This is a genomic window from Streptomyces fructofermentans (assembly GCF_014651055.1).
In the GTDB taxonomy this organism is placed as follows: Bacteria; Actinomycetota; Actinomycetes; order Streptomycetales; family Streptomycetaceae; genus Streptomyces; species Streptomyces fructofermentans.
On the sequence record NZ_BMWD01000009.1, the window covers coordinates 221,519 to 244,966 of the forward strand.

The 23,448-nt window shown below is 72.9% G+C and carries 23 protein-coding genes and 1 riboswitch; of the genes, 10 read left to right on the forward strand and 13 right to left on the reverse strand.

The genetic code is table 11. From position 1 onward, the window contains the following. Window positions 1–26 precede the first annotated feature (26 nt). Window positions 27–1,535 (forward strand): phytoene desaturase family protein, encoded by a 1,509-nt coding sequence (locus IE265_RS15635; RefSeq protein WP_190036155.1) that lies wholly within the window; start codon window positions 27–29, stop codon window positions 1,533–1,535. 129 nt (window positions 1,536–1,664) lie between these two features. Here the strand turns inward: IE265_RS15635 and IE265_RS15640 are convergent, their stop codons facing one another. The 6 genes from IE265_RS15640 to IE265_RS15665 form a co-directional block, all read right to left on the reverse strand. After that, window positions 1,665–2,609, reverse strand: coding sequence for an SCO2102 family sporulation regulator (locus tag IE265_RS15640; RefSeq protein ID WP_190036156.1), 945 nt, complete (start codon window positions 2,607–2,609; stop codon window positions 1,665–1,667). A 57-nt stretch (window positions 2,610–2,666) separates the two neighbouring features. Beyond that, window positions 2,667–3,590, reverse strand: a complete 924-nt coding sequence (gene metF / locus IE265_RS15645) for a methylenetetrahydrofolate reductase [NAD(P)H] (protein ID WP_190036157.1) — start codon at window positions 3,588–3,590, stop codon at window positions 2,667–2,669. Between the two features lie 221 nt (window positions 3,591–3,811). Continuing rightward, window positions 3,812–4,462: a thiamine phosphate synthase gene (gene thiE / locus IE265_RS15650; protein WP_190036158.1), complete on the reverse strand. Its 651-nt coding sequence runs from the start codon at window positions 4,460–4,462 to the stop codon at window positions 3,812–3,814. A 71-nt stretch (window positions 4,463–4,533) separates the two neighbouring features. Next, window positions 4,534–4,905, reverse strand: coding sequence for an Rv2175c family DNA-binding protein (locus IE265_RS15655; protein ID WP_190036159.1), 372 nt, complete (start codon window positions 4,903–4,905; stop codon window positions 4,534–4,536). Window positions 4,906–4,971: 66 nt separating this feature from the next. Next, entirely contained in the window at window positions 4,972–6,213 is a 1,242-nt protein-coding gene (locus IE265_RS15660) for an NAD(P)/FAD-dependent oxidoreductase (protein WP_190036160.1), read from the reverse strand. A gap of 182 nt (window positions 6,214–6,395) precedes the next feature. After that, entirely contained in the window at window positions 6,396–6,740 is a 345-nt protein-coding gene (locus IE265_RS15665; protein ID WP_190036161.1) for an avidin-fold protein, read from the reverse strand. Between the two features lie 52 nt (window positions 6,741–6,792). Further along, window positions 6,793–6,906: riboswitch (TPP riboswitch) on the forward strand. On the opposite strand from IE265_RS15665, the gene thiO reads away from it, so the two are divergent. The 6 genes from thiO to IE265_RS15695 all read left to right on the forward strand — a co-directional run bounded on the left by thiO (window position 6,904) and on the right by IE265_RS15695 (window position 13,394). After that, window positions 6,904–8,172 (forward strand): glycine oxidase ThiO, encoded by a 1,269-nt coding sequence (thiO, locus tag IE265_RS15670; RefSeq protein ID WP_229916205.1) that lies wholly within the window; start codon window positions 6,904–6,906, stop codon window positions 8,170–8,172. Its footprint overlaps the riboswitch before it by 3 nt. After that, a complete protein-coding gene (thiS, locus tag IE265_RS15675; protein ID WP_190036162.1) occupies window positions 8,169–8,369 on the forward strand; it encodes a sulfur carrier protein ThiS in 201 nt (66 codons plus the stop codon). Before thiO ends, thiS begins: the two co-directional genes overlap by 4 nt. Before the next feature lie 3 nt (window positions 8,370–8,372). After that, entirely contained in the window at window positions 8,373–9,167 is a 795-nt protein-coding gene (locus IE265_RS15680; protein ID WP_190036163.1) for a thiazole synthase, read from the forward strand. 155 nt (window positions 9,168–9,322) lie between these two features. After that, window positions 9,323–11,248, forward strand: coding sequence for a Stk1 family PASTA domain-containing Ser/Thr kinase (pknB, locus tag IE265_RS15685; protein ID WP_190036164.1), 1,926 nt, complete (start codon window positions 9,323–9,325; stop codon window positions 11,246–11,248). 648 nt (window positions 11,249–11,896) lie between these two features. Next, complete coding sequence (locus tag IE265_RS15690) at window positions 11,897–12,766, forward strand: deoxyribonuclease IV (protein WP_190036165.1); 870 nt, start codon at window positions 11,897–11,899, stop codon at window positions 12,764–12,766. A gap of 106 nt (window positions 12,767–12,872) precedes the next feature. After that, the gene (locus IE265_RS15695; RefSeq protein WP_190036166.1) at window positions 12,873–13,394 is read left to right on the forward strand and encodes a DUF4396 domain-containing protein; all 522 of its coding nucleotides are present in this window, start codon (window positions 12,873–12,875) and stop codon (window positions 13,392–13,394) included. Between the two features lie 46 nt (window positions 13,395–13,440). Here IE265_RS15695 and IE265_RS15700 read toward each other — a convergent pair whose 3' ends face one another. Then, the gene (locus IE265_RS15700; RefSeq protein WP_190036167.1) at window positions 13,441–14,073 is read right to left on the reverse strand and encodes a sulfite oxidase-like oxidoreductase; all 633 of its coding nucleotides are present in this window, start codon (window positions 14,071–14,073) and stop codon (window positions 13,441–13,443) included. A 182-nt stretch (window positions 14,074–14,255) separates the two neighbouring features. On the opposite strand from IE265_RS15700, the gene bfr reads away from it, so the two are divergent. Then, window positions 14,256–14,735 (forward strand): bacterioferritin, encoded by a 480-nt coding sequence (gene bfr / locus IE265_RS15705; protein ID WP_103552107.1) that lies wholly within the window; start codon window positions 14,256–14,258, stop codon window positions 14,733–14,735. Window positions 14,736–14,766: 31 nt separating this feature from the next. Here the strand turns inward: bfr and IE265_RS15710 are convergent, their stop codons facing one another. The 3 genes from IE265_RS15710 to IE265_RS38370 form a co-directional block, all read right to left on the reverse strand. Then, window positions 14,767–15,009, reverse strand: coding sequence for a (2Fe-2S)-binding protein (locus IE265_RS15710; RefSeq protein ID WP_190036168.1), 243 nt, complete (start codon window positions 15,007–15,009; stop codon window positions 14,767–14,769). Window positions 15,010–15,184: 175 nt separating this feature from the next. Then, on the reverse strand, window positions 15,185–16,537 hold the full coding sequence (locus tag IE265_RS15715; RefSeq protein WP_190036169.1) for a class II 3-deoxy-7-phosphoheptulonate synthase: 1,353 nt from the start codon (window positions 16,535–16,537) through the stop codon (window positions 15,185–15,187). 187 nt (window positions 16,538–16,724) lie between these two features. Further along, complete coding sequence (locus IE265_RS38370) at window positions 16,725–18,227, reverse strand: hypothetical protein (RefSeq protein WP_229916206.1); 1,503 nt, start codon at window positions 18,225–18,227, stop codon at window positions 16,725–16,727. Window positions 18,228–18,341: 114 nt separating this feature from the next. Between IE265_RS38370 and IE265_RS39295 the strand changes: the two genes are divergently transcribed. Then, window positions 18,342–18,398, forward strand: coding sequence for a trp operon leader peptide (locus tag IE265_RS39295; RefSeq protein WP_373302957.1), 57 nt, complete (start codon window positions 18,342–18,344; stop codon window positions 18,396–18,398). Window positions 18,399–18,508: 110 nt separating this feature from the next. Continuing rightward, window positions 18,509–20,428 (forward strand): anthranilate synthase family protein, encoded by a 1,920-nt coding sequence (locus IE265_RS15730; RefSeq protein ID WP_190036171.1) that lies wholly within the window; start codon window positions 18,509–18,511, stop codon window positions 20,426–20,428. Here the strand turns inward: IE265_RS15730 and IE265_RS15735 are convergent. From IE265_RS15735 to IE265_RS15745, 3 genes are all read right to left on the reverse strand, one after another. Next, a complete protein-coding gene (locus tag IE265_RS15735; RefSeq protein ID WP_190036172.1) occupies window positions 20,371–21,381 on the reverse strand; it encodes a 2-hydroxyacid dehydrogenase in 1,011 nt (336 codons plus the stop codon). The two genes, IE265_RS15730 and IE265_RS15735, sit on opposite strands and share 58 nt — an antisense overlap. A gap of 146 nt (window positions 21,382–21,527) precedes the next feature. Beyond that, window positions 21,528–22,556 (reverse strand): 6-phosphofructokinase, encoded by a 1,029-nt coding sequence (locus IE265_RS15740; RefSeq protein ID WP_190036173.1) that lies wholly within the window; start codon window positions 22,554–22,556, stop codon window positions 21,528–21,530. Between the two features lie 145 nt (window positions 22,557–22,701). Further along, window positions 22,702–23,400: a response regulator gene (locus IE265_RS15745; RefSeq protein ID WP_229916207.1), complete on the reverse strand. Its 699-nt coding sequence runs from the start codon at window positions 23,398–23,400 to the stop codon at window positions 22,702–22,704. Window positions 23,401–23,448 lie beyond the last annotated feature (48 nt).

Below are 23,448 nucleotides of genomic sequence, written 5' to 3' on the forward strand. Positions count from 1 at the left end.
CGGCGGCGGCCGATACAGTCCCCTGCATGGCACGGATTGCGGTGATCGGCGCCGGGATGGGCGCGATGGCTGCCGCCGCCCGGCTGGCCGTCGCGGGCCACCGGGTGACGGTGTACGAACGGACGGCGACGTACGGCGGATCGGTGGGCCGCTTCGAGCGCGACGGCTTCGGGTTCGACACCGGCCCCGGGCTGCTGCATCTGCCCGCGGTCTACCGCGACCTGTTCGTCAAGACGGGCAAGGAGCCCCTGGAGAGCTGCGTCGAGCTGGTGCAGGTCGACCCGGCGGCGCGGCACGTGTTCGCCGACGGCACGGAGGTCTCGCTGCCCAACGCCTCGCGCGCGGGTGTGGTCTCGGCCCTGGGCGAGGCCCTCGGGGCGGACGCGGGGGAGCGCTGGGGCGACTTCCTGGTGCGGGCCCGTGAAGCCTGGGACAGGACCCGCCGGCCGCTCCTGGAGGAGCCGCTGTGGCCCAACTGGCGGGTGCTGGCCGAGCGTGAGCCCTACCCGGCGCTGTCCCGGCGCCGGTTGCTGCGGACGCGCACGGCGCGCACGCTCGCCGAGGTGGGCACCCTGGAGCTGGGCGACCCGCGGCTGACCGCCCTCCTGGAGTGCCACGCGCTCGCGGCCGGCCTCGACCCGCGCACGGCCCCGGCGAGCGCGGCGGTCCTGCCGTACATGGAGCACGCCTTCGGCGCGTGGTACGTGCGCGGCGGTGTCCGCGAACTGGCCCGCGCGGTGCACGAGCGGTGCACGGCCCGCCGGGTGGAGTTCGTCTTCGGCGCCGAGGTCGTCTCGGTCGTCGAGAAGGACGGCCGGGCCTCGGGGGTGGAGCTGGCCGACGGGACGGTCGCCGGGGCGGACTTCGTCGTCGGCGGCCCGCCGGACGCGACCGCGGCCCTGACGGGCGGTCAGGACCTGTACGGGGGCGACGCGCCCGAGCCGGACCCCGCGGCCCTGTCCTGCGGGAAGGTGGTCGTCTGCCTGGCGCTGCGCGGCCCGCGCGAGACGGGCGCCGCGCACCGCACGGTCGTGCACACCACGGACCGGGAGGACGAGCTGGCGCTCTTCGGCACCGGCGGACCGCCGGCACGGCCCACGGTGTGGGTGGAGCGGCCCGACGACCCCCTGCTGCGTCCCGACGGCCACGAGTCGGTGGTGCTGACGGCGACCGTGCCGTCCCTGGCCCATCACGACTGGTCGGCCGCCGGTGCCGCCGACGCGTTCGCGGACCGGATGGTCGCCGCCGCCGGGCGGGCGCTGCCCTCCCTGCCGGGGCGCGTGCTGTGGCGCGAGGTCCGCACGCCGGTGCACACCGAGCGGGAGACGGGGGCGGAGGGCGGCGCGGTGCCCGCGCCGACGCTGGCGGGCGGGGACGGTGTCCTGCTGCGGCCCTCCAACAGCACGCGGGTTCCGGGTCTGTTCACGGCCGGCGGCTGGGCCCACCCCGGCGGCGGACTGCCGCACGCGGGGATGTCGGGCGCGCTGGTCGCCGGACTGATCGTCGAGGGGCCGGACTTCCGCGGCTCCCAGTGACGGGTGCCCCGGGGCACCACCGCTCACCGGCTCACGGACCGCCCGGCGCCGCCGGCGCGTGTGCCCGCACCGGGCCCATGGGTTCCGGGGGCCGGTGGTCGCGACGGCCCGGCGGCCGTACCGGACAGCTCAGTAGCGGTACTGCTGCTGCTCGTCGTAGCCGCCCTGCTGACCGTTGCCCTCGTAGGGGTAGGACTGCTCGGGCGGCAGCTCACCGCCGTACTGGTCCTCGGTCGTGCGCTGCTGGGGCACCCAGACGCCGTTGGACGGGGTCTCGCCGCCGTAGCCGCCGGCCGCGTACTGGTCCTGGGTGTAGCCCTGCTGGGCGTACTGCTGCTGCGAGGTGTCGTAGGACTGGTCGTACGTGCCGCCGCCGTAGTTCTGCGTGCCGACGTACGGGTCGGAGTAGGCCGCGTACTGCTGCTGCTGTCCGGTGTCGTAGCCGTACTGCTGCTGGTCGTAGCCCGTGTAGCCGTCGTACCCGTAGTTCTGCGCGAACTGGTCCTGGCTCTGGCCCTGGCCCTGGTCCTGGCTCTGCGCGGCACCCGCGTAGGCCGGGTCGGCGGCGGCGTAGGCGCCTTCGCTGTACACGCCGTACTGGCCCGTGTCCTCGGGGAGCGGCTGCGGTTCGTACACGGCCGCGGGGTCGGCCGGCGTCTCGGGGCGCCCGCCGAAGACCGACTCGTCGCCGCCGTAGGCGTCGTCCTGGCCGAACTCCTCGCGGGCGTACGAACCGGTGTCCGCGGGCTGGAGGTCGGTGACCTCGAGCGTCGGCTCCTGGCGCTCGGCCTCGCCGCGGCGGCGCTTGGTGACGGACGGACGGCCGGTGACGGCCCAGCCGGCCGCGAAGCCGCTGCGGAACGACAGCGTGACGTAGGTCTGCCCGACGGCGAACGCGGCGGCGCCCAGGCCGATGACGACCACGGACGGGATCAGGACACCGAGCACCACACCGAGGAAGCCGCCGAAGGCCAGCAGCCGCCACCGCAGCCGCGCCTTGTACTGCAGCAGCACCTCGCCGAGCAGCCACAGCGCGACGATGCCGAACGCGATGTAGAGGACCGTCCAGCCCATGTACGCCCCTCTCCCAGATAGCCGCTACGCAGTGTGTCGTACGACGATGCGACCGGTCTAGGCCTGCTGTGAGTGGTGCAGGCCCAGGTTCTCGTAGATCTCGAGCGTCGCGGTGGAGTTGTTCAGCGTAATGAAATGCAGTCCGGGGACTCCCTCGGCCAGCAGCCTCGCGCAGAACTCCGTGGCGAACTCGATGCCAATGGAGCGTACAGCCGCCGGATCGTCTTTGGCTGTGAGGATGCGCTCTTTCAGGACGTCCGGGAACGAAGCGTTGCTGAGCTTCGGCAGTCTTTCCAACATCTTCACGCTGGTGACGGGCATGACCTCGGGGATCACGGGGGTCCCGCAGCCCGCCGCGTCGACCCGGTCGCGCAGACGCAGATACGACTCCGGGTGGAAGAACATCTGTGTGATCGCGTAGTCGGCGCCCGCGCGGCACTTGTCGACGAAGTGCTCCACGTCCACGTCCCGGTCGGTGGACCGGGGATGCATCTCGGGGAAGGCCGCGACGCCCACGCAGAAGTCGCCGGACTCCTTGATGAGCCGGACGAGTTCGGCCGCGTAGGTCAGGCCCCGGGGGTGCGGGACCCAGTCGGCCGTCGGGTCGCCGGGCGGGTCTCCGCGCACGGCGAGCATGTTCCGGATCCCGGCGTCCGCGTACTGGCCGATGATGTTGCGCAGTTCCGCGACGGAGTGGTCGACGGCCGTGAGGTGGGCGACCGGGGTGAGCGTCGTGTCGGCGACGATCTGCTCGGTCTCCCTGACGGTGCCGGCGCGGGTGGAGCCGCCGGCTCCGTAGGTCACCGAGACGAAGTCGGGGGCGACGGCCTCGATCCGCCGGAGCGCGTTCCACAGGTTCCGCTCGCCCTTGGGGGTCTTCGGGGCGGAGAACTCGAAGGAGTACGTCGTCTTGCCCGCTGCGAGCATGTCGCGCACCGTGCGGGCGCGGTCAGTCCTGGTGGAGGCAGATCCGAGGGCCATACCGGCAGGTTAGCCAGGGCTCGACGGTCCCCCAACCGGATGTGGGGAAAATGCCCGAATTGCCGATTTGTTGTCCACCCCTCGGACAGAACCCGCCGCTCGCGGGCCGGCGCCCTCGAACACGGGCCGCGCGGACGGGCTCCCGCGGCCCGTGCCCGGCCCGTGCCCGGCAGGTCGGCCGGGCCCTCCGGGGTCCGTGCCGGCCGGCCGGAGCGGGGCCCTCAGACGGTCCGCAGCCGCTTCGCGAACTCCGCCGCCGCCGCTCCCGGGTCGTCGGCCCCGGTGATCGCACGGACGACGACGACCCGGCGGGCACCCGCGTCGAGCACCTCGTCGAGGTTGCCGAGGTCGATGCCGCCGATGGCGAACCACGGGCGGTCCGTGCCGAGGGCGGCCGCGTACCGGACCAGGTCGAGGCCCGGCGCGTGGCGTCCGGGCTTCGTGGGGGTCGGCCAGCAGGGGCCCGTGCAGAAGTAGTCCACGCCGTCCTGCGCCGCGGCGGCCGCGGCCTCGTGCTCCGCGTGCGTGGAGCGGCCGATCAGGACCTCGTCGCCGAGCAGCGCGCGGGCCGCCGGAACGGGCAGGTCGCCCTGGCCCAGGTGCAGTACGTCCGCGCCCGCGGCGTGCGCGACGTCAGCGCGGTCGTTCACCGCGAGCAGCCTGCCGTGCCGCCGGCAGGCGTCCGCGAGGACGGCCAGGTGCTCCAGCTCCTCGGCCGCCTCCATGCCCTTGTCCCGCAGCTGCACGATGTCCACGCCGTTGGCGAGGACCGCGTCCAGAAACTCGGGGAGGTCGCCCTGCCGCCTGCGCGCGTCCGTGCACAGGTAGACCCGGGCGTCGGCGAGCTGCGCGCGTGCGGTGGATTCGGGCATGTGTGGGTCCCCCGTTGTGATGTCTGCGGCGTACGGGCCCGGCGGGGGCCCGTACGCCGGCGGCGTTCAGGTCAGACGGCGAGCGCCTGGGCGCGGCGCTTCACCTCCGTGCCGCGATTCTCGCTCAGAGCCTGCGCGGGCGTACCGGGCAGGCTCTCGTCGGGGGTGAAGAGCCACTCGAGCATCTCTTCGTCGGAGAAGCCGTCGTCCCTGAGGAGCGTCAAGGTGCCGGTCAGGCCCTTGACGACCTTCTGCTCGGCCCCGTCGATGAAAGCGGCGGGGACGTGCAGCGCGCGGTTCTCACCACGGCGTACGGCGATGAGCTGGCCTTCCTTGACCAGCTGCCGGACGCGCGTCACCTCGACGCCGAACTGTTCGGCGATGTCGGGGAGGGTGAGCCAGGCGGGGACGAGAGCATCGATCTTTGCGTCAATCTCGGTCACGGGGACAAGCCTGCCATCCCGGACTGACAGTCGGTAGCCGGGCTGGTGCCGAAGAGTTCCGGAGCGTCACCCGGGTGCCTGGAGCACGGCCTTCTTCAGGGGCAGCGCGGGGTCCGCGAGGAGGGCCGCGTCCACACCCTCCCCCGACTCGATCAGCCGCCTGCCCTGGGCCAGGTCGCGCGGCCTGCCCACCGCCAGGATCGCGGTGAGGCGGTCACCGCGCAGCCAGCACACGGACCAGGCGGGGGCCTCGGGCGCGCCGCGCCACACCAGGGTGTCGGCACGGGCGTGGTCTCCCGCGTACTGCACGAAGCGGCCGAACTGCTCGGACCAGAAGTAGGGCACGGGGTCGTGGACGGCGGGCACCTCGCCGACGATGTTCGCGGCGACCGTGCGCGGGCCCTGGAGCGCGTTGTCCCAGTGGTGGACCAGCAGACGGCGGCCGTAGCGGGCCGACGGGAACGAGGCGCAGTCGCCGACGGCGTGCACGTCGGGGGCGGAGGTGCGCAGGGACGCGTCGGCGACGACCTCTCCGTGCTCGCCGAGTTCGATTCCGGAACCGGCGAGCCAGGAGGTCGCCGGCCGCGCGCCGATGCCGACGACGACGGCGTCCGCGGGCAGCCGCGAGCCGTCGTCGAGCACGACCGAGCCCTCCTCGACGCGCTCCACGCGCGCGCCGGTGCGCAGCGTCACCCCGCTCTGCGCGTACCAGTCGGCCATGGGGGCGGCCACCTCCGCGGGCAGTGCCCCGGCGAGCGGCAGGTCCGCGGCCTCGACGACGGTCACCGCGCAGCCGGCCTCGCGGGCTGCCGTGGCGAACTCGGCGCCGATCCAGCCTGCGCCCACCACCACGATGTCGTGCCGGCGCGCGAGGACGGGGCGCAGCCGCTCGGCGTCGTCCAGGGTGCGCAGCAGGTGGACGCCGGGGACCCCCTCGGCGCCCGGCAGCCGGATCGGCTCCGCGCCCGTGGCGATCACCAGGACGTCGTACGGGAGGGGTCCGTCCGCCGTGTCGAGTTCGTGCCGCAGCGGGTGTACACCGGTCACTTCGAGGCCGAGCCGCAGTTCGACGCCCAGCGCCTCGAAGTCGACGTCGAAGGCGGAGTCCTCGGCCTTGCCGAGCAGGACGGCCTTGGAGAGCGGCGGCCGGTCGTACGGCTGGTGCGGCTCCGCGCCGACCAGGGTCACGGACCCGGTGAAGCCCTGCTCCCGGAGGGCCACGGCGGTCTGCACGCCGGCCATGCCCGCGCCGACGATCACGACGCCGTGCCGTGCCGCCGGGCTCCGTCCCTGTGTCTGCTCGCTCACCCGATCACCATAGACACAGGTGAAATCGCCGGGCAGGGGGCGCGATCCGTGACCTGGTGCACACGCCGGGACCTCGGCCGCCCGGACCTGCCGGAGCCCCCTCGGGCCCCTGGGGCTCCCGGCCCTCCCGGGCCGCTCAGGCCTCCGGGACCGCTCAGGCCTCCCGAGCCTCCCGGGCCCTGTCAGGCCTCCCGGACCTCCTCGACCACGCTGGTCCCGCTGCCCTCCCGGGACTCCCACTCCCAGGTCTCCTCCAGGCGCACCCGCCCGTCGGGCAGTTCCACCACCCGGGACACGCAGTGCCCTGACGACGTACCGCCGTCCCGCTTGAGCTGCACGTAGCGGAAGTCGAGCAGGTCGCCCGCGCGGGTGCCCACGAGCCGGCCGCGCACGACGTCCCCGCCCGCGTACTCCGCCCAGATCACGCCGTCCTCCTCGTGGTAGGCGAACCTGGTCCGCGTGCCCACCTGACCGGGTGCCTGGTCGGCGACAGGGGCCAGAACGAGTCCGTCGAGCGAGCGGGCCATGCCGGGAGGCTCCCTTACTGAGGTGTGCGACGAAGGGCTAGGGTGGCCAACGTAGAGCACTCGCGGGAGCCCGGACGCACCGGGCTGAGAGGGAGGCTGGGGCGGCCTCCGACCGTACGAACCTGATCCGGGTCATGCCGGCGAAGGGAGGGGCTGGACGCCCATGTCGCGTACACCGGAACCACCACCCGCGCAGGAGCCGCCGCGTGCGCCCGCGGCCCGACGGACCGCGGGTGCGCCACGCGCCGCGGGTACGCCGGGCGCCGCGGGTACGCCGGGCCCGTCCGACGTCCTGGTCGTCGGGGGCGGGATCATCGGCCTGGTCACGGCCTGGCGGGCCGCGCAGCGCGGGTTCGCGACGGCGCTGGTCGATCCCTCGCCCGGCGGCGGCGCGGCACAGGTCGCGGCCGGGATGCTCGCGGCCGTCACCGAACTCCACTACGGCGAGCAGACCCTGCTCGGCCTGAACCTGGCCTCGGCCCGCCGCTACCCGGAGTTCGCCGCCGAGCTGACCGAGGCGAGCGGCCGGGACCTCGGGTACCGGCGGTGCGGCACGCTGGCCGTGGCGCTCGACGCCGACGACCGGGCCCACCTGCGCGACCTGCACGCCCTCCAGCAGCGCTCGGGCCTGGAATCGGAGTGGCTGACAGGCCGCGAGTGCCGCCGGCTGGAGCCGATGCTCGCGCCGGGCGTCCGGGGCGGACTGCGGGTGGACGGCGACCACCAGATCGATCCGCGGCGGCTCGCCGGGGCCCTGGTCGCGGCGTGCGAACGGGCCGGGGTGGTCTTCCACCGGGCATGGGCCGAACGGCTGACCGTGGTGCGGGACCGCGCCGCCGGGGTCGTCACCGGCGACGGCGTCGCCCTGTCCGCCGGCCAGGTCGTGCTCGCCGGAGGCAGCCTGAGCGGCCGTCTCGCCGGCGTGCCGGATGCGGTGCTGCCGCCCGTGCGTCCCGTGAAGGGGCAGGTGCTGCGGCTGGCCGTGCCCGAGCGGTACGCGCCCTTCCTCAGCCGGACCGTGCGCGCGCTCGTCCGCGGCAGCCACGTCTACCTGGTGCCGCGCGAGAACGGCGAGCTGGTCGTCGGCGCCACCAGCGAGGAGCTGGGCTTCGACACCACGGTGACCGCGGGCGGGGTGTACGAACTCCTGCGGGACGCCCACGAACTCGTCCCCGGGATCACCGAGCTGCCGCTCACCGAGACGCGGGCCGGACTGCGCCCCGGCACGCCCGACAACGCGCCGCTGCTCGGCCCGACCGACCTGCCGGGTCTGCTCCTGGCCACCGGGCACCACCGCAACGGGGTGCTGCTCACCCCGGTCACCGGTGACGCCCTGGCCCACGCGCTCGCCACCGGTGGGCTGCCCGCCGAGGCCGAACCGTTCACCCCCGGGCGCTTCCGCGCCGCCGCACTCACGGAGCAGCCCGCATGAACGTCGTCGTCAACGGGGAGCGGCGGCTGATCGCCGCCGGCACCGCCCTCGACACCCTGGTCGCCTCGCTCACCGCGGCTCCCTCCGGTGTCGCCGCCGCGCTCAACGAGACCGTCGTGCCGCGCTCCCAGTGGCCGACGACCCGACTCGGCGAGGGCGACCGCGTCGAGGTCCTCACCGCCGTCCAAGGAGGCTGACCCATGGCCGACGACCCCTTCGTCCTCGGCGGTACGTCCTTCACGTCCCGCCTCATCATGGGCACCGGCGGAGCGCCCAGCCTCGACGTCCTGGAGCGCTCCCTCGTCGCGTCCGGCACCGAGCTGACCACGGTCGCGATGCGGCGGGTCGATCCGGCGGCCCACGGTTCGGTGCTGTCCGTGCTCGACCGGCTGGGCATCCGCGTGCTGCCCAACACGGCGGGCTGCTTCACCGCCGGGGAGGCCGTCCTGACGGCCCGTCTCGCACGCGAGGCGCTCGGCACGGACCTCGTCAAGCTGGAGGTCATCGCCGACGAGCGCACGCTGCTGCCCGACCCGATCGAGCTGCTCGACGCCGCCGAGACCCTGGTCGACGACGGCTTCACCGTCCTCCCGTACACCAACGACGACCCGGTGCTCGCCCGGAAGCTGGAGGACGTGGGCTGCGCAGCGGTCATGCCGCTGGGGTCGCCCATCGGGTCCGGGCTCGGCATCCGGAACCCGCACAACTTCCAGCTCATCGTGGAGCACGCGCGCGTGCCGGTGATCCTGGACGCGGGCGCCGGCACGGCGTCGGACGCCGCGCTCGCCATGGAGCTGGGCTGCGCGGGTGTGATGCTCGCCTCGGCGGTGACCCGGGCCCAGGAGCCGGTCCTGATGGCGGAGGGCATGCGGCACGCGGTGGAGGCGGGCCGGCTCGCCCGCCGCGCGGGGCGCATCCCGCGCCGCCACTTCGCCGAGGCGTCCTCGCCCGTGGAGGGCGTCGCGCGGCTGGATCCGGAGCGGCCCGCGTTCTGACCGCCGACCGCGCGGACGGTCCGGCCCGCACGCCGCACGGACGCGCGGAACCGGCCCGCGCGCCCGTGCGGCGTGCGTCACAGCTCGGCTGCAGTACCGCCCCGGATTCGCCCGGGCGGGCGGCACCGTCAGCGGCGGCTCGTAGACTCAACTGCGTGGATACGACCCTTCAGGACCCGCTTGTCGGGCACGTGCTCGACGGCCGCTACCGCGTCGACGCGCGCATCGCCGTCGGCGGGATGGCCACGGTCTACCGGGCCGTGGACACCCGCCTCGACCGGGTGCTCGCGCTCAAGGTGATGCACCCGACGCTGGCGGCCGACGCCTCGTTCGTCGACCGCTTCATCCGTGAGGCGAAGTCGGTGGCCCGGCTCGCCCACCCGAACGTGGTCCAGGTCTTCGACCAGGGCGCGGACGGCGCGTACGTCTACCTGGCCATGGAGTACGTGGCCGGGTGCACCCTGCGGGACGTGCTGCGCGAGCGGGGGGCCCTCCAGCCGCGGGCCGCGCTGGACATCCTGGAGCCGGTCCTGGCCGCGCTCGGCGCGGCGCACCGCGCCGGGTTCGTGCACCGCGACATGAAGCCGGAAAACGTCCTGATAGGGGACGACGGCCGGGTGAAGGTCGCGGACTTCGGGCTCGTACGGGCGGTGGACACCGTCACCAGCACCACGGGGGCAGTGCTCGGCACGGTCTCGTACCTCGCCCCGGAGCAGATAGAGAGCGGCACGGCCGACCCCCGGGTCGACGTGTACGCGTGCGGCATCCTGCTCTTCGAGATGCTGACCGGCGACCGGCCGCACTTCGGGGACTCCCCCGCGGCCGTGCTCTACAAGCACCTGCACGAGGACGTGCCCCCGCCGTCGGCGACCGTGCCCGGCCTGGCCCACGGGTTGGACGAGCTGGTCGTCTCGGCCACGGCGCGCAACCCCGCCCTGCGTCCGTACGACGCGGTCGCCCTGCTCGCGCAGGTCCTGGAGGCGCGGAGCGCGCTGAGCGACGCACAGCTCGACGCGGTGCCGCCGCAGGCCGTCGCCACGGCCCACCAGAACGCCGAGGACCGCACGAGCGTCATCCCGCTCGCGCTGTCGGTTCCCCGGCCCCTCCCGGTCAACGAGGACGACGCGTCCGAGCTGCACCGCACCAGCTTCCTGCCGTCCCCGCCGCCCGAGCCGCCGCGCGTCGGCCGCGCCTCGGGACCGCGCCGCGGCATGCTCGCGATCGTGGCGGCCGTGCTGCTGACCCTCGGGCTCGGGGCGGGCGTCTGGTACATCAACTCGGGCCAGTTCACCAAGGTCCCCGCGGTGCTCGACGTGACGGAGTCGGTGGCCAAGAAGCGGATCGGCGACGCGGGGCTCGGGGTGACGGTCGAGCGCGAGCACAGCGACACGGTCAAGCGGGGCAGGGTCGTCAGCACCGACCCGGGTCCCGGCGAGCGGATCAGGGACAACGACTCCGTGACTCTGGTCGTCTCCAGCGGCCCGGAGACCGTGCGGGTGCCCGAGCTGGAGGGCGTGGTGCTGGACAAGGCCAAGCAGCGGCTGAAGCGCGAGGGGCTGGTGGCCGGCATGGTCACCAAGGCCTTCAGCGACGACATCCGCGCGGGCCTGGTGATCAGCACGGACCCGGGCGCCGGCACCGAGCGCCGCAGCGGCTCGGCGATCGCCCTCACCGTCAGCCAGGGCAGCCCGGTGGACATGCCCGACGTCGTCGGCGACGACCTCGCGGACGCGCGGCAGGAGCTGGAGGACGAGGGCCTGACGGTCGAGGTCGCCCCCGGCCGGGTCCACTCCGACCACGAGGCCGGCCAGGTGGCCGAGCAGTCGGTTCGGCCGGACAAGAGGGTGGCCCGGGGCGACACGATCACCCTGACCGTGTCCAAGGGCCCGGAGATGATCGAGGTCCCGGACGTCGTGGGCGACAGCGTGGGCGACGCGACCCGGAAGCTCGAAGCCGCCGGCTTCGAGGTGGACGAGGACCGCGGACTGCTCGGCTTCTTCGGCGACACCGTCGACCGGCAGTCGGTCGACGGCGGCGACACGGCTCCCAAGGGTTCGACGATCACCATCAGGATCCGCTGACGCGGGGGTTGCGCCCCGGCACGGGGTGCCGCCCGGCACCGGCTGCCGGGGCACCTCGCGGCGAGGCCGCGCAGGGCGCCCGGCGTGGCGCCGGCCCGGGCGGAACCTGGGCCGGGTCCTCCGGCCGGCCGGCGACCCGCAGGCAGGTCGCCGGCCGGCGACCTGCCTGCGGCTGCCGGGCGGAGAGCCCACAGGTGACCCCCTGCCCGGAGAGCCCGACAGCCGGCGGCCTCGGGGCGCGCGAGCACAGCCGCCCGTGCCTCCAGCCGGTAAGTCCCCGAAACCTTGGCACCCGAGCCGTGGCGCCCCGGCCGGTGCGTCCCCGCGCCGTGGCCTGTGGCCGGAGAGCCCCACGGTCGAACGGCCTCGGGGCGCTGGCCTGTGGCCGGAGAGCCCCACGGTCGAACGGCCTCCGGGCGCGCGAGCACAGCAGCCTGTACGCCCGAGCCGTGGCGCCCCGGCCCCGACCACCGGCCCACCGGCAGGTGGCCCGCCCCGCTTCCGGCCCGCCCCCGGTCACGGCCACGGGTACGGCACGGCATCCGCCCCTCCGGCCCGGGCCGCCGGTCCTGCCCGGTCCCCGTCACACCAGGTACGGGCACCGCAGCCGCCGGCAGGGCGCCCGGGACCGCGTGACACCCTGGCGGGGTGAGCACTCAGCAGTCCCGCAACCCCGTCGGCGGCCATGTCCCGGTCGCCGGAGGCCTCGCCTCCACAGGTCTCGCGTACGCGCGCGAACTCGCCGCCGAGACCGTCCAGGTCTTCGTCGCCAACCCGCGCGGCTGGGCGACACCGCCCGGCAACCCCCGGCAGGACGAGGAGTTCCGCGCGGCCTGCGCCGAGGCGTCGATGCCCGCGTACGTCCACGCCCCCTATCTGATCAACTTCGGCTCGCACACCGAGGCCACCGTGGAGAAGTCGGTGGAGTCGCTGCGGCACTCGCTGCGGCGCGGCCGGGCGATCGGCGCGCTGGGCGTGGTGGTGCACACCGGTTCGGCGACCGGCGGACGGGAGCGATCGGTGGCCCTCAAGCAGGTGCGGGAGCACCTGCTGCCGCTGCTGGACGAGCTGACCCACGACGACGACCCGTACCTGCTCCTGGAGTCGACCGCGGGCCAGGGCTCCTCGCTCTGCTCGCGGACCTGGGACTTCGGCCCGTACTTCGAGGCCCTCGACGCGCACCCGAAGCTGGGCGTCTGCCTGGACACGTGCCACATCTTCGCCGCGGGCCACGACCTCACCGGCCCCGACGGGATGCACCAGACCCTCGACCTGCTGGTGGACACGGTCGGCGAGGGCCGGCTGAGGCTGATCCACGCCAACGACTCCAAGGACGTGGCGGGGGCCCACAAGGACCGCCACGAGAACATCGGCGCGGGACACATCGGCGAGGACCCGTTCCGGGCGCTGATGACCCACCCGGCCACGGCGGGCGTACCGCTCGTCATCGAGACGCCGGGCGGCAAGGAGGGGCACGCCGCGGACGTGGAGCGGCTGAAGAAGCTCCGGGACGGCTGAGCCGGACACGCGGCACCACCAGCGGTCCCACCCTTCGAGGGAATACCCCCAGGGGGTATAGCGTTGCACCTCTCGGAAGCGACCGCGAGCGACCTGGGGACTTGCCATGGAGCAGGAAGACCAGCACACCGGACACACGCACACCGCCGACGACGGAGGCCGCGCGCACGCGGACCACACGCACGGGGGCCCGGCGACGAGCTGGTCGATGGCCGCCCGGGCGACCCTGCACTGCCTGACGGGGTGCGCCATCGGCGAGGTCCTGGGCATGGTGATCGGAACCGCCCTGGGCTGGAGCGCCGTACCCACCCTCGTCCTGGCGGTGACCCTGGCCTTCGCCTTCGGCTACTCGCTCACCCTGCGGAGCGTGCTCGCGGCCGGCGTCGGCCTCCGGGGCGCGGTGCGGATCGCGCTGGCCGCGGACACCCTGTCGATCGCGGTGATGGAACTGATCGACAACGGCGTGATCGCCTTCTGGCCGGGCGCGATGGAGGCCGAGCTGTCGGACGCCTCGTTCTGGTGGGTCCTGGCCTTCGCGCTGGCCGCCGCCTTCGTGGTGACCCTGCCCGTGAACAAGTGGATGATCGGGCGCGGCAAGGGCCACGCGGTGGTGCACGGACTGCACTGACAGCGGCGGCCCTCCCGACCGGAGGGCGGGCCGGAGCCGGGCCGGGTCAGAGCTCGGGACCGTCCCCGGGCTCCTCCTGGTAGGAGTAGCGCTGCTCCCGCCAGGGGTCGCCGATGTTGTGGTAGCCGCGCTCCTCCCAGAAGCCGCGGCGGTCGGCGGTCATGTACTCGACGCCGCGGACCCACTTGGGGCCCTTCCACGCGTACAGGTGCGGGACGACGAGGCGCAGCGGGAAGCCGTGCTCGGCGGTGAGCAGTTCGCCGTCCTTGTGGGTGGCGAAGATCGTGCGCTCGGAGGCGAAGTCGTCGAGACGCAGATTGGAGCTGAAGCCGTACTCCGCCCAGACCATCACATGGGTGACGGTGGGGGCGGGCGGGGCGATGTCCAGGATCGTGCGGGCCGGGATGCCGCCCCACTCCGCGCCGAGCATGCTGAACTTGGTGACGCAGTGCAGATCGGCCACGACCGTGGCGTAGGGCAGTGCCGTGAACTCCTCGTGGGCCCAGCAGTGCTTCTCGCTGTCGGCGGTGGCCCCGAAGACCCTGAACTCCCACCGCTCGGGGCGGAACTTGGGAACGGGCCCGTAGTGGGTCACGGGCCACCCCCGCTGCAGTCGCTGTCCCGGCGGAAGCTCCGACTGCGCTGCTTCTCCAGAATCACGACCCACCGGCACACCCATGGCTCCATCCTGACAGACCCGGGACGGTGGACCTGACCAGGTCCGCCCCGACTCGGACAACTCAGGATTACCCGGACTAAGCATGTACTTACTTACTAAGCATGCACTTACTGGACGATCTTCGAAGCCGGTGGAATCATGCGGCGCAACCCGCCAGTCCCCGCTTGGAAGGAGCCTCTGCGATGCAGGGCGACCCCGAGGTCATCGAATTCCTCAACGAGCAGCTGACCGCCGAACTCACCGCGATCAACCAGTACTTCCTGCACGCGAAGATGCAGGAGAACTTCGGCTGGACGAAGCTCGCGAAGTACACGCGGCACGAGTCGTTCGACGAGATGAAGCACGCGGAGGTCCTCACCGACCGCATCCTCTTCCTCGACGGGCTGCCGAACTACCAGCGGCTGTTCCACGTCCGGGTCGGGCAGACGGTCACCGAGATGTTCCAGGCCGACCGGCAGGTCGAGGTGGAGGCGATCGACCGCCTCAAGCGCGGGATCGAGGTCATGCGGACCAAGGGCGACATCACGTCCGCGAACATCTTCGAGTCGATCCTCGCCGACGAGGAGCACCACATCGACTACCTGGACACCCAGCTCGAACTGGTGGAGAAGCTGGGCGAGGCGCTCTACATCGCGCAGCTCGTCGAGCAGCCGGAGAGCTAGACCCGCCGGGAGTGGCCGGGCGTCCGCGGGCTCAGGCCGCCTCTTCGAGCCTCTCGACCTCGGACAGTACGGGCTTTCCCTGGTCGGCCAGCTCGCGACGGGGGCAGGTGCCCCGGCCCAGCAGCGCCTGGATGCTCCGCACGCAGGAGCCGCAGTCGGTTCCCGCCTTGCTGGCGGACGCGATCTGCCGGGGGGTGCAGGCACCCTCCGCCGCATGCTTCTTCACCTGCGCCTCGGTCACCCCGAAGCAGTTGCAGACGTACACGCGGTTCACCTCCCGACATGGTTCCTGGGTCGTGCCGTACCGAAGGATGTAAGTCCGTTAATCGGTGAGGCTAACCTAACCTTACCCGTCGGGTCGGAGTCGCAAAAGTGCCCTGGGGCGCGGATCGCATGTGATCCGCGCCCCAGGGCACTTGCCGGTAAGAGCCGCTGCGGCTCTTGATCTGCTACTGGTCCCGGTACATCTCGGCGACGAGAAACGCCAGGTCAAGGGACTGGCTGCGGTTCAGACGCGGGTCGCAGGCCGTCTCGTAGCGCTGGTGCAGGTCGTCGACGAAGATCTCGTCGCCGCCGCCCACGCACTCGGTGACGTCGTCACCGGTCAGCTCCACATGGATGCCGCCCGGGTGCGTGCCGAGGCCCTTGTGGACCTCGAAGAAGCCCTTGACCTCGTCGAGCACGTCGTCGAAGCGGCGGGTCTTGTGGCCCGAGGCCGCCTCGAAGGTGTTGCCGTGCATCGGGTCGGTCACCCAGGCCACGGTCGCGCCGGAGGCGGTGACCTTCTCGACCAGCTCGGGGAGCTTGTCGCGCACCTTGTCGGCGCCCATGCGCACGACGAACGTCAGCCGGCCCGGCTCGCGGTCCGGGTCGAGGCGCTCGATGTACTGGAGGGCGTCCTCGGCCGTCGTCGTCGGGCCCAGCTTGATCCCGACGGGGTTGCGGATCTTCGAGGCGAACTCGATGTGCGCGCCGTCGAGCTGCCGGGTGCGCTCACCGATCCACACCATGTGGCCCGAGACGTCGTACAGGTGGCCCGTGCGGGAGTCGACCCTGGTCAGCGCCGATTCGTAGTCGAGGAGCAGCGCCTCGTGGGAGGCGTAGAACTCGACGGTCTTGAACTCCTCCGGGTCGGCCCCGCAGGCGTTCATGAAGTGCAGCGCCTGGTCGATCTCGCGCGCCAGCTGCTCGTAGCGCTGGCCGGACGGCGAGGTCCTGACGAAGTCCTGGTTCCAGGCGTGCACCTGGCGCAGGTCGGCGTAGCCGCCGGTGGTGAAGGCGCGCACCAGGTTGAGCGTGGAGGCGGAGGCGTTGTACATCCGCTTCAGGCGCTCGGGGTCCGGGACACGGGACGCCTCGGTGAACTCGAAGCCGTTGACGGAGTCGCCGCGGTAGGTCGGCAGGGTCACGCCGTCGCGGGTCTCGGTGGGCTTGGAGCGCGGCTTGGAGTACTGGCCGGCGATCCGGCCGACCTTCACGACCGGCACGGAGGCCGCGTAGGTGAGGACGGCGCCCATCTGGAGCAGGGTCTTGAGCTTGTTGCGGATGTGGTCGGCGGACACCGCGTCGAAGGCCTCGGCGCAGTCGCCGCCCTGGAGGAGGAACGCCTCGCCCTTGGCGACGGCTCCCAGTCGGGCGCGCAGCTGGTCGCACTCGCCCGCGAAGACGAGCGGCGGATACGACTCGAGGTCCGCGATCACATCGCGCAGAGCCTCGGCATCGGGGTACTCGGGCTGCTGCGCCGCGGGAAGGTCTCGCCAGGTGTTGCCAGCGCTCGCGCTGGACTTAGCGTTCACGGTCACCTCCCCCACATTACGGGGTCGTGTCGGGCGTCCATCCACCTGCTCATCAAGTGAGACGCGGCGCGCTCGATCGGCGCGGGCCCTCCCGGGGCCCCGAGGCGGGCCCGAGGGCGGGTCCGCAGGCGGACCCGCGTCGGTGGTGCCGGGCGCGCCGCGACGCGCTCCGGGCACCACCGGGCGGGGGGTGTCAGTGCAGGTCCATGACCGCCGGGTCGGTGAAGCCCACCGCGAAGACGGAGCGCAGCGACAGGTTGGCCGCGGCGCCGTAGTCCTTGCAGGCGTTGCCCTCCTCGGTGACGGCCTCGAACTCGTACGGGAAGCCGGCGCGCAGTGCGGTGCCGGCGCAGAAGTGCTCCGTCAGCCCCCACAGCTCGTCCACCTGGTCGGCGTCCAGCTTCGGCCAGTGGCTGAGGGCCTGCGGGGTGCCGACGGCCCAGTTCCCGCCGGAGGCGCAGCTCGTCACGGCCCGCGTGTCGCCCACCCAGGTGTGCGAGAACACGGCGGGCTTGGTGCCGCAGCCCTTGTGGAAGGCGAAGTTCAGCAGCCCGGCCCCGTCGGTCCAGGTCATCCCGCCCTGGAGCCCCTGGTAGCGGGAGGCCGTGTACGCGTCCTGGATCACGGTCCTGCCGCCGGACAGGTTGAGCAGCGCGGGGTTCGTCTCGGCGCTCGCCGGGTTGAGCTGGTAGCGCACGACGCGCGCGCCGGTGGCGCTGCCGAACCACTCGCCCGTGACGAGCTTGAACGGGCTGCCGCCGGTCTTGTCCAGCGAGAGCCAGGAGTAGCACAGGGAGTCGGTGTCGGGCGTGCCGCCCACGGCGTCCGAGTCGCAGCCGCCCGCGGGCGGCGGGGAGGCCTGCTTGTAGTAGTGCACCTGGGGCAGCACGTACGGGTAGCCGCAGGCGCCGGCCTTCCCGCCGCTGATGCCGAAGGCGTTGACGCCGGAGCCGTACGTGTCGACCTTGGCGAGCTTGTTGACGTCGAAGACGCGGATGCCGTTGGACGTGTCGGTGACGTAGAGGTGGTTGGCGTACCAGACGAGGCCGCCGCCGTGGCCGGTGACGGGCTTGAAGTCGGCGCCGCCCTCGGTGGGCTCGGCGAGCAGGACGTGGCGGTACCTGCCGGTGTCCCGGTCGATGAGGCTGAGCTTGAGGAGGTTGTTCGTACGGCACTTGTCGTTGGCCTCGACGGTGCCGGAGGCGCTGGTCCTGAACGTCTTGTAGTGCCAGACGACCGCCGCCGCGCGCTTGCCCTGGATGGCGCCGTCGCCGCCGTCGGCGGTGCCGGTGGTGCTCAGGCCCTGCGGCCACCAGCGGGGTGTGGTGTCGTCCGCGTGCGCGGCGGACCAGCACCACGCGACCTTCCGGTCCACCGGGGGCAGCGCCTGCGTCTCGCCGCCGGCGCAGGAGCGCATGGAGCGCAGGTTCATCCAGGGGTCGGCCGCGCCGGCCGAGTTCTTCGTGTATTCGGTGGTGAGGACCTCGGGGAGGTCGGCGGCCGTCAGGTTGGCCCGCAGGGTGGTCGCCGCCGCCGCGGTACTCGTGTCGGTCATCCTGAACCGGTCGCCGCTGAGCGCCGTCCGCACGACGACGGGTTCGTCCGCGGCCGTCGCCGGCCGCGCCGTGAGTCCCGCGAACAGGGCTGCCGCCACCGCGACCAGCGCGAGCGGCCTGCTCTTCCGTTTGAGTGCCACACGCACCCTTCCATGGAATGAGAATGGTCTGAACATGCCAAAACAGACATGATCATAGAGGAAGCGCGCCGCGGAGATCCCGAAACCGGGAGGATCTGGGATAGGGTGCGGCGCATGTTCGCGCACTCGATCAGCACCTGGTGGTGGACCGCTCATCCGGCGGCCCACTGACTGCGCGTACGCACCGCTTCGCGAAGGCCGCCCCAAGGGGCGGCCTTCGGCGTTCTCCCGGCCGGGTCCGCCCCTCTCCATCCGATTCCACCGAGAGGGAACCCGGACCCATGACCCCGCATCTGCTCGACCTCCTCGACGATCCGCGCCCGTTCGCCCTGCTGCGCCGCCGCACGCCGGGCCGCTCCGCCGAGGGGGGCGACACCGTCGAGCTGCTGCTCGGCCCGGTCACCACCCGCGAACGGCTGGCCGACCTGCCCGAGGGCCTGGCGCTCGTCCCGTTCCGCCAGATCCGCGAACGCGGCTTCGAGGTCCGCGACGACGGCACGCCGCTGTCCGTACTCGTCCCGGAGGAGTCGTACGAGATCCCCCTGGAGCGGGCGCTGTCGGAGCTTCCCTCGCACCAGGTGCGCGTCGAGGGCGGCGGGTTCGACGTCGGGGACGAGGAGTACGCGGCGATCGTCGAGCGGGTGCTGCGCGACGAGATCGGACGGGGCGAGGGCGCCAACTTCGTCATCCGGCGCACGTACGAGGGGGAGATCCCCGGTTTCGGGAGGGCCGACGCGCTCGCGCTGTTCCGGCGGCTCCTGGTGGGCGAGCGCGGGGCGTACTGGACGTTCGTCGTGCACACGGGAGAGCGGACCCTCGTCGGGGCGAGCCCCGAGGTGCACGTGCGGATGTCCGGCGGGACCGTCGTGATGAACCCGATCAGCGGGACCTACCGCTACCCGGCCGGGGGCCCGACGCCCGAGGGCCTGCTGGACTTCCTGGCCGACGGCAAGGAGATCGAGGAGCTCTCGATGGTCGTCGACGAGGAGCTCAAGATGATGTGCACGGTCGGCGACAGGGGCGGAGTCGTGATCGGCCCGCGGCTCAAGGAGATGGCCCATCTCGCCCACACTGAGTACGAGTTGCGGGGCAGGTCGTCGCTGGACGTGCGGGACGTGCTGCGCGAGACCATGTTCGCCGCCACCGTCACCGGGTCGCCGGTGCAGAACGCCTGCCGGGTCATCGAGCGCCACGAGCCCGTCGGGCGGGACGGCGTCGGGCGCGGCTACTACGCCGGGGCGCTGGCCCTCGTCGGACGGGACGCCGGCGGAGCCCAGACCCTCGACTCCCCCATCCTGATCCGGACCGCCGACATCGACGCGGGCGGACGGCTGCGGGTGCCGGTCGGCGCGACCCTCGTCCGCGGGTCCGACCCGGCGGGCGAGGTCGCCGAGACCCACGCGAAGGCGGCGGGCGTGCTGGCGGCCCTGGGCGTGCGGCCCGGACGGGCCGGCGGAGAGGGCCCGCGGCCCCGGCTGGCGGACGACCCGCGGGTGCGGGCCGCGCTGGACGGGCGGCGGGCGGCCCTGGCCCCGTTCTGGCTGCGGATGCGGGAGCCGTCGGCCGCGCCGGCGTCCGGGCACGCCCTCGTCGTGGACGCCGAGGACACGTTCACGGCGATGCTCGCGCACGTGCTGCGCTCGTCGGGCCTCACGGTGACCGTACGGCGGTACGACGAGCCCGGGCTGCGCGAGGAGGCTCTCGCGCACGAGGGTCCGCTGGTGCTCGGCCCCGGTCCGGGCGACCCCTCGGACACCGCGGACCCGAAGATGACGTTCCTGCGCGCCCTCACCGCCGAACTGCTCGGCACGCACCGGCACGGCCTGCTCGGCGTCTGCCTCGGGCACGAGCTGATCGCGGCGGAGCTCGGGCTCGGCATCGTCCGCAAGGAGGTCCCGTACCAGGGCGCCCAGACGGACGTCGACCTCTTCGGGCGGACCGAGACCGTCGGCTTCTACAACAGCTTCGTGGCGCACTGCGACGACGAGGCCGCCGCCGAACTCGCCGCGCACTCGGTGGAGATCGGCCGCGGCCCGTCGGGCGAGGTGCACGCGCTGCGCGGACCCGGCTTCGCGGGCGTCCAGTTCCACCCGGAGTCGGTGCTGACCCTGCGCGGCGCGGACCTCGTGCGGGAACTGGTCGCTCAGGTCCGCGGGGGCGCCGGCACCAGCACGTTGTCGGAGCGGCGGCCCGCGACGTAGTCGAGGACGTTGTCCACCGTGGTCGCGATGATCTGGCCGACCGCGTCCACGGTGTAGTACGCCTGGTGGGACGTGACGACGACATTCGGGAAGGTGACGAGCCGGGCCAGGGTGTCGTCGTCGACCACCTCCAGCGACTTGTCCAGGAAGAACAGTCCGGCCTCCGCCTCGTACACGTCGAGGCCGACGCCCGTGAAGCGGCCCTCGCGCAGTTCGGCGACGAGGGCCCGGGAGTCGATGAGGCCGCCGCGGCTGGAGTTCACCAGGATCGCGTCGTCCTTCATCGTGCGCAGGGCCGCCGCGTCCAGCAGGTTCCGGGTCTGCGGGAGCAGCGGTACGTGGAGGCTGACCAGGTCGGCCTCGGCGAGGAGCTGCTGCTTCGGGACGTACTCCATGCCGAGGGCCAGGCAGGCCGGGTTCTCGGCGACGTCCCAGCCGAGGAGGCGCATGCCGAAGCCGTGCGCGATCCGGGTGAAGGCCTCGCCGATCTTGCCGGTGCCGAGGACGCCCGCGGTGCGGCCGTGCATGTCCCGCCCCATCAGCCCGTCGAGCCTGAAGTCGAAGTCGCGGGTGCGGTTGGAGGCCCGGACGACACGGCGGTTGACGGCCATGCCCAGGGTCCAGGCGAACTCGGCGACGGAGAACGGCGAGTAGTACGAGACGCGGGCGACGGTCATGCCCAGCCGCTCGGCGACCTTCAGTTCGATGTTGTTGAAGCCGGTGGACCGCTGGGCGACCATCCGGGTGCCCGCTGCGGCGAGCGTCTGCAGGACCCGGTTGCCCAGATCGCAGTTGACGCTCGTGGAGACGGCCTCGTAGCCGGCCGCGATGGGGGCGGTGTCCTCGTTCAGGAAGACGCCGACGCAGCGCACCTCGTGATGGCCCTCGGCCCGGAACGCCTTCTCGATCAGCGGCCTCTCGTCGGTCTGCACGCCGAAAGCGAGGATGTCCACGGGCCCTCCGGGGGTCGCGCCGGGAATGTCTGTCACCGGCGAATATACGAAGCCCGGAGGGCGTGGGCGTGGTGGCTGCGGGACCCGGGCGCGCCCCGGGTCCCGCGGCCCGCCGGGTGCGGCGGGAGCCGGGAGCAGGCCGCGGGTCAGCCGAAGAAGACGCCGACCTCGTCGTACAGGGCCGGATCGACCGTCTTCAGGCGGGCCGTGGCCTCCGCGATGGGCACCCGCACGATGTCGGTGCCGCGCAGCGCGACCATCTTCCCGAAGTCCCCGTCGCGCACGGCGTCGATGGCGTGCAGACCGAAGCGGGTGGCGAGCCACCGGTCGAAGGCGCTGGGCGTCCCGCCGCGCTGCACGTGCCCGAGCACCGTCGTACGGGCCTCCTTGCCCGTGCGCCGCTCGATCTCCTTGGCCAGCCACTCCCCGACGCCGGACAGCCGCACATGCCCGAAGGAGTCGAGCGTGCCGTCCTTGAGCACCATGTCGCCGTCCCGCGGCATCGCCCCCTCGGCGACGACCACGATCGGCGCGTACGAGGCCCTGAAGCGCGAGGTCACCCAGGCGCACACCTGCTCGACGTCGAAGCGCTGTTCGGGGATGAGGATGACGTTGGCCCCGCCCGCGAGACCGGAGTGCAGCGCGATCCACCCCGCGTGCCGGCCCATCACCTCGACGACGAGCACGCGCATGTGCGACTCGGCCGTGGTGTGCAGCCGGTCGATGGCCTCGGTCGCGATGCCCACGGCGGTGTCGAAGCCGAAGGTGTAGTCCGTGGCGGACAGGTCGTTGTCGATGGTCTTCGGAACGCCGACCACCGGCACCCCGTACTCGTCGGTGAGGCGGGCCGCGACGCCCAGCGTGTCCTCCCCGCCGATCGCGATCAGGGCCTCGACCTCCAGTTTGGCCAGGTTCTCCTTGATGCGGCGGATGCCGTTCTCGACCTTCAGGGGATTCGTGCGCGAGGAGCCGAGGATGGTTCCGCCGCGCGGCAGGATGCCGCGCACGGCCGGGATGTCGAGCCGGACCGCGTCGCCCTCCAGGGGCCCGCGCCAGCCGTCCCGGAAGCCGGTGAAGTCGTAGCCGTACTCCTGCACGCCCTTGCGGACGATGCCACGGATGACGGCGTTGAGCCCGGGGCAGTCGCCGCCTCCGGTCAGTACTCCGACCCGCATGGAAGATCCCTTCGCCGGGGATGGCTGATGGGACTCACGCTAGTAGTGATGCAGGTCACTTCGGGATGGTCGGGAAGGTCAATTCCGGTGAATTGTGCGGGTGTTGATCACCGGAAGCGCACCCGGGCGGCGGTCCGGCCCCGCGCTACGCGTCGTCGAGGCCCCGTTCGATGGCGTAGCGCACCAGCTCCACGCGGTTGTGCAACTGGAGCTTGCCCAGGGTGTTCTGGACGTGGTTCTGCACGGTCCGGTGGGAGATGACCAGGCGCTCGGCGATCTGCTTGTAGCTCAGTCCCTTGGCGACCAGCCGCAGGACCTCGGTCTCGCGGTCGGTGAGCTGCGGGGCCCTGGACTCCTCCGCGCCCGGTCCCGGAGCCGGTTCGGAGGCGAGCCTGCGGTACTCGCCGAGGACCAGGCCCGCGAGCCCGGGGGTGAAGACCGGATCGCCCGCGGCCGTGCGGCGCACCGCGTCGACCAGTTCCTCCGTGGACGCCGACTTCAGCAGGTAGCCGGTGGCCCCCGACTTCACGGCCTCCAGGACGTCGGCGTGCTCGCCACTCGCGGACAGGACGAGGACGCGCAGTGCCGCGTCGGCCCCGACCAGCTCCTTGCAGACCTGGACGCCGGGCTTCGCCGGCAGGTTGAGGTCGAGTACGAGCACGTCGGGCCCGACCGCCCGGGCACGGCGCACCGCCTGCTCGCCGTCGCCCGCGGTGGCGACCACGTCGAAGCCCGACTCGGCCAGGTCGCGGGCGACCGCGTCGCGCCACATCGGGTGGTCGTCGACCACCATGACCCTGATCGGGTCCTCGTCCCGCTCGTACGTGTCCACTGCCCCCGCCATCACCGCACCGCCCCCGTTCCGTTCCCCGCCGTTCCCGGCACCGCTCCC

Excerpts from the sequence above, each read along its gene's own strand:
- IE265_RS15680 (WP_190036163.1), top strand. The coding sequence starts at position 8,373 with ATGGCCGACGACCCCTTCGTCCTCGGCGGTACGTCCTTCACGTCCCGC.
- IE265_RS15700 (WP_190036167.1), bottom strand. The coding sequence starts at position 14,073 with ATGGGTGTGCCGGTGGGTCGTGATTCTGGAGAAGCAGCGCAGTCGGAG.
- IE265_RS15745 (WP_229916207.1), bottom strand. The coding sequence starts at position 23,400 with ATGGCGGGGGCAGTGGACACGTACGAGCGGGACGAGGACCCGATCAGG.
- bfr (WP_103552107.1), top strand. The coding sequence starts at position 14,256 with ATGCAGGGCGACCCCGAGGTCATCGAATTCCTCAACGAGCAGCTGACC.
- IE265_RS15695 (WP_190036166.1), top strand. The coding sequence starts at position 12,873 with ATGGAGCAGGAAGACCAGCACACCGGACACACGCACACCGCCGACGAC.
- metF (WP_190036157.1), bottom strand. The coding sequence starts at position 3,590 with ATGGCCCTCGGATCTGCCTCCACCAGGACTGACCGCGCCCGCACGGTG.
- thiS (WP_190036162.1), top strand. The coding sequence starts at position 8,169 with ATGAACGTCGTCGTCAACGGGGAGCGGCGGCTGATCGCCGCCGGCACC.
- IE265_RS15640 (WP_190036156.1), bottom strand. The coding sequence starts at position 2,609 with ATGGGCTGGACGGTCCTCTACATCGCGTTCGGCATCGTCGCGCTGTGG.
- thiO (WP_229916205.1), top strand. The coding sequence starts at position 6,904 with ATGTCGCGTACACCGGAACCACCACCCGCGCAGGAGCCGCCGCGTGCG.
- IE265_RS15730 (WP_190036171.1), top strand. The coding sequence starts at position 18,509 with ATGACCCCGCATCTGCTCGACCTCCTCGACGATCCGCGCCCGTTCGCC.
- IE265_RS15740 (WP_190036173.1), bottom strand. The coding sequence starts at position 22,556 with ATGCGGGTCGGAGTACTGACCGGAGGCGGCGACTGCCCCGGGCTCAAC.
- thiE (WP_190036158.1), bottom strand. The coding sequence starts at position 4,462 with ATGCCCGAATCCACCGCACGCGCGCAGCTCGCCGACGCCCGGGTCTAC.
- IE265_RS15665 (WP_190036161.1), bottom strand. The coding sequence starts at position 6,740 with ATGGCCCGCTCGCTCGACGGACTCGTTCTGGCCCCTGTCGCCGACCAG.
- IE265_RS15635 (WP_190036155.1), top strand. The coding sequence starts at position 27 with ATGGCACGGATTGCGGTGATCGGCGCCGGGATGGGCGCGATGGCTGCC.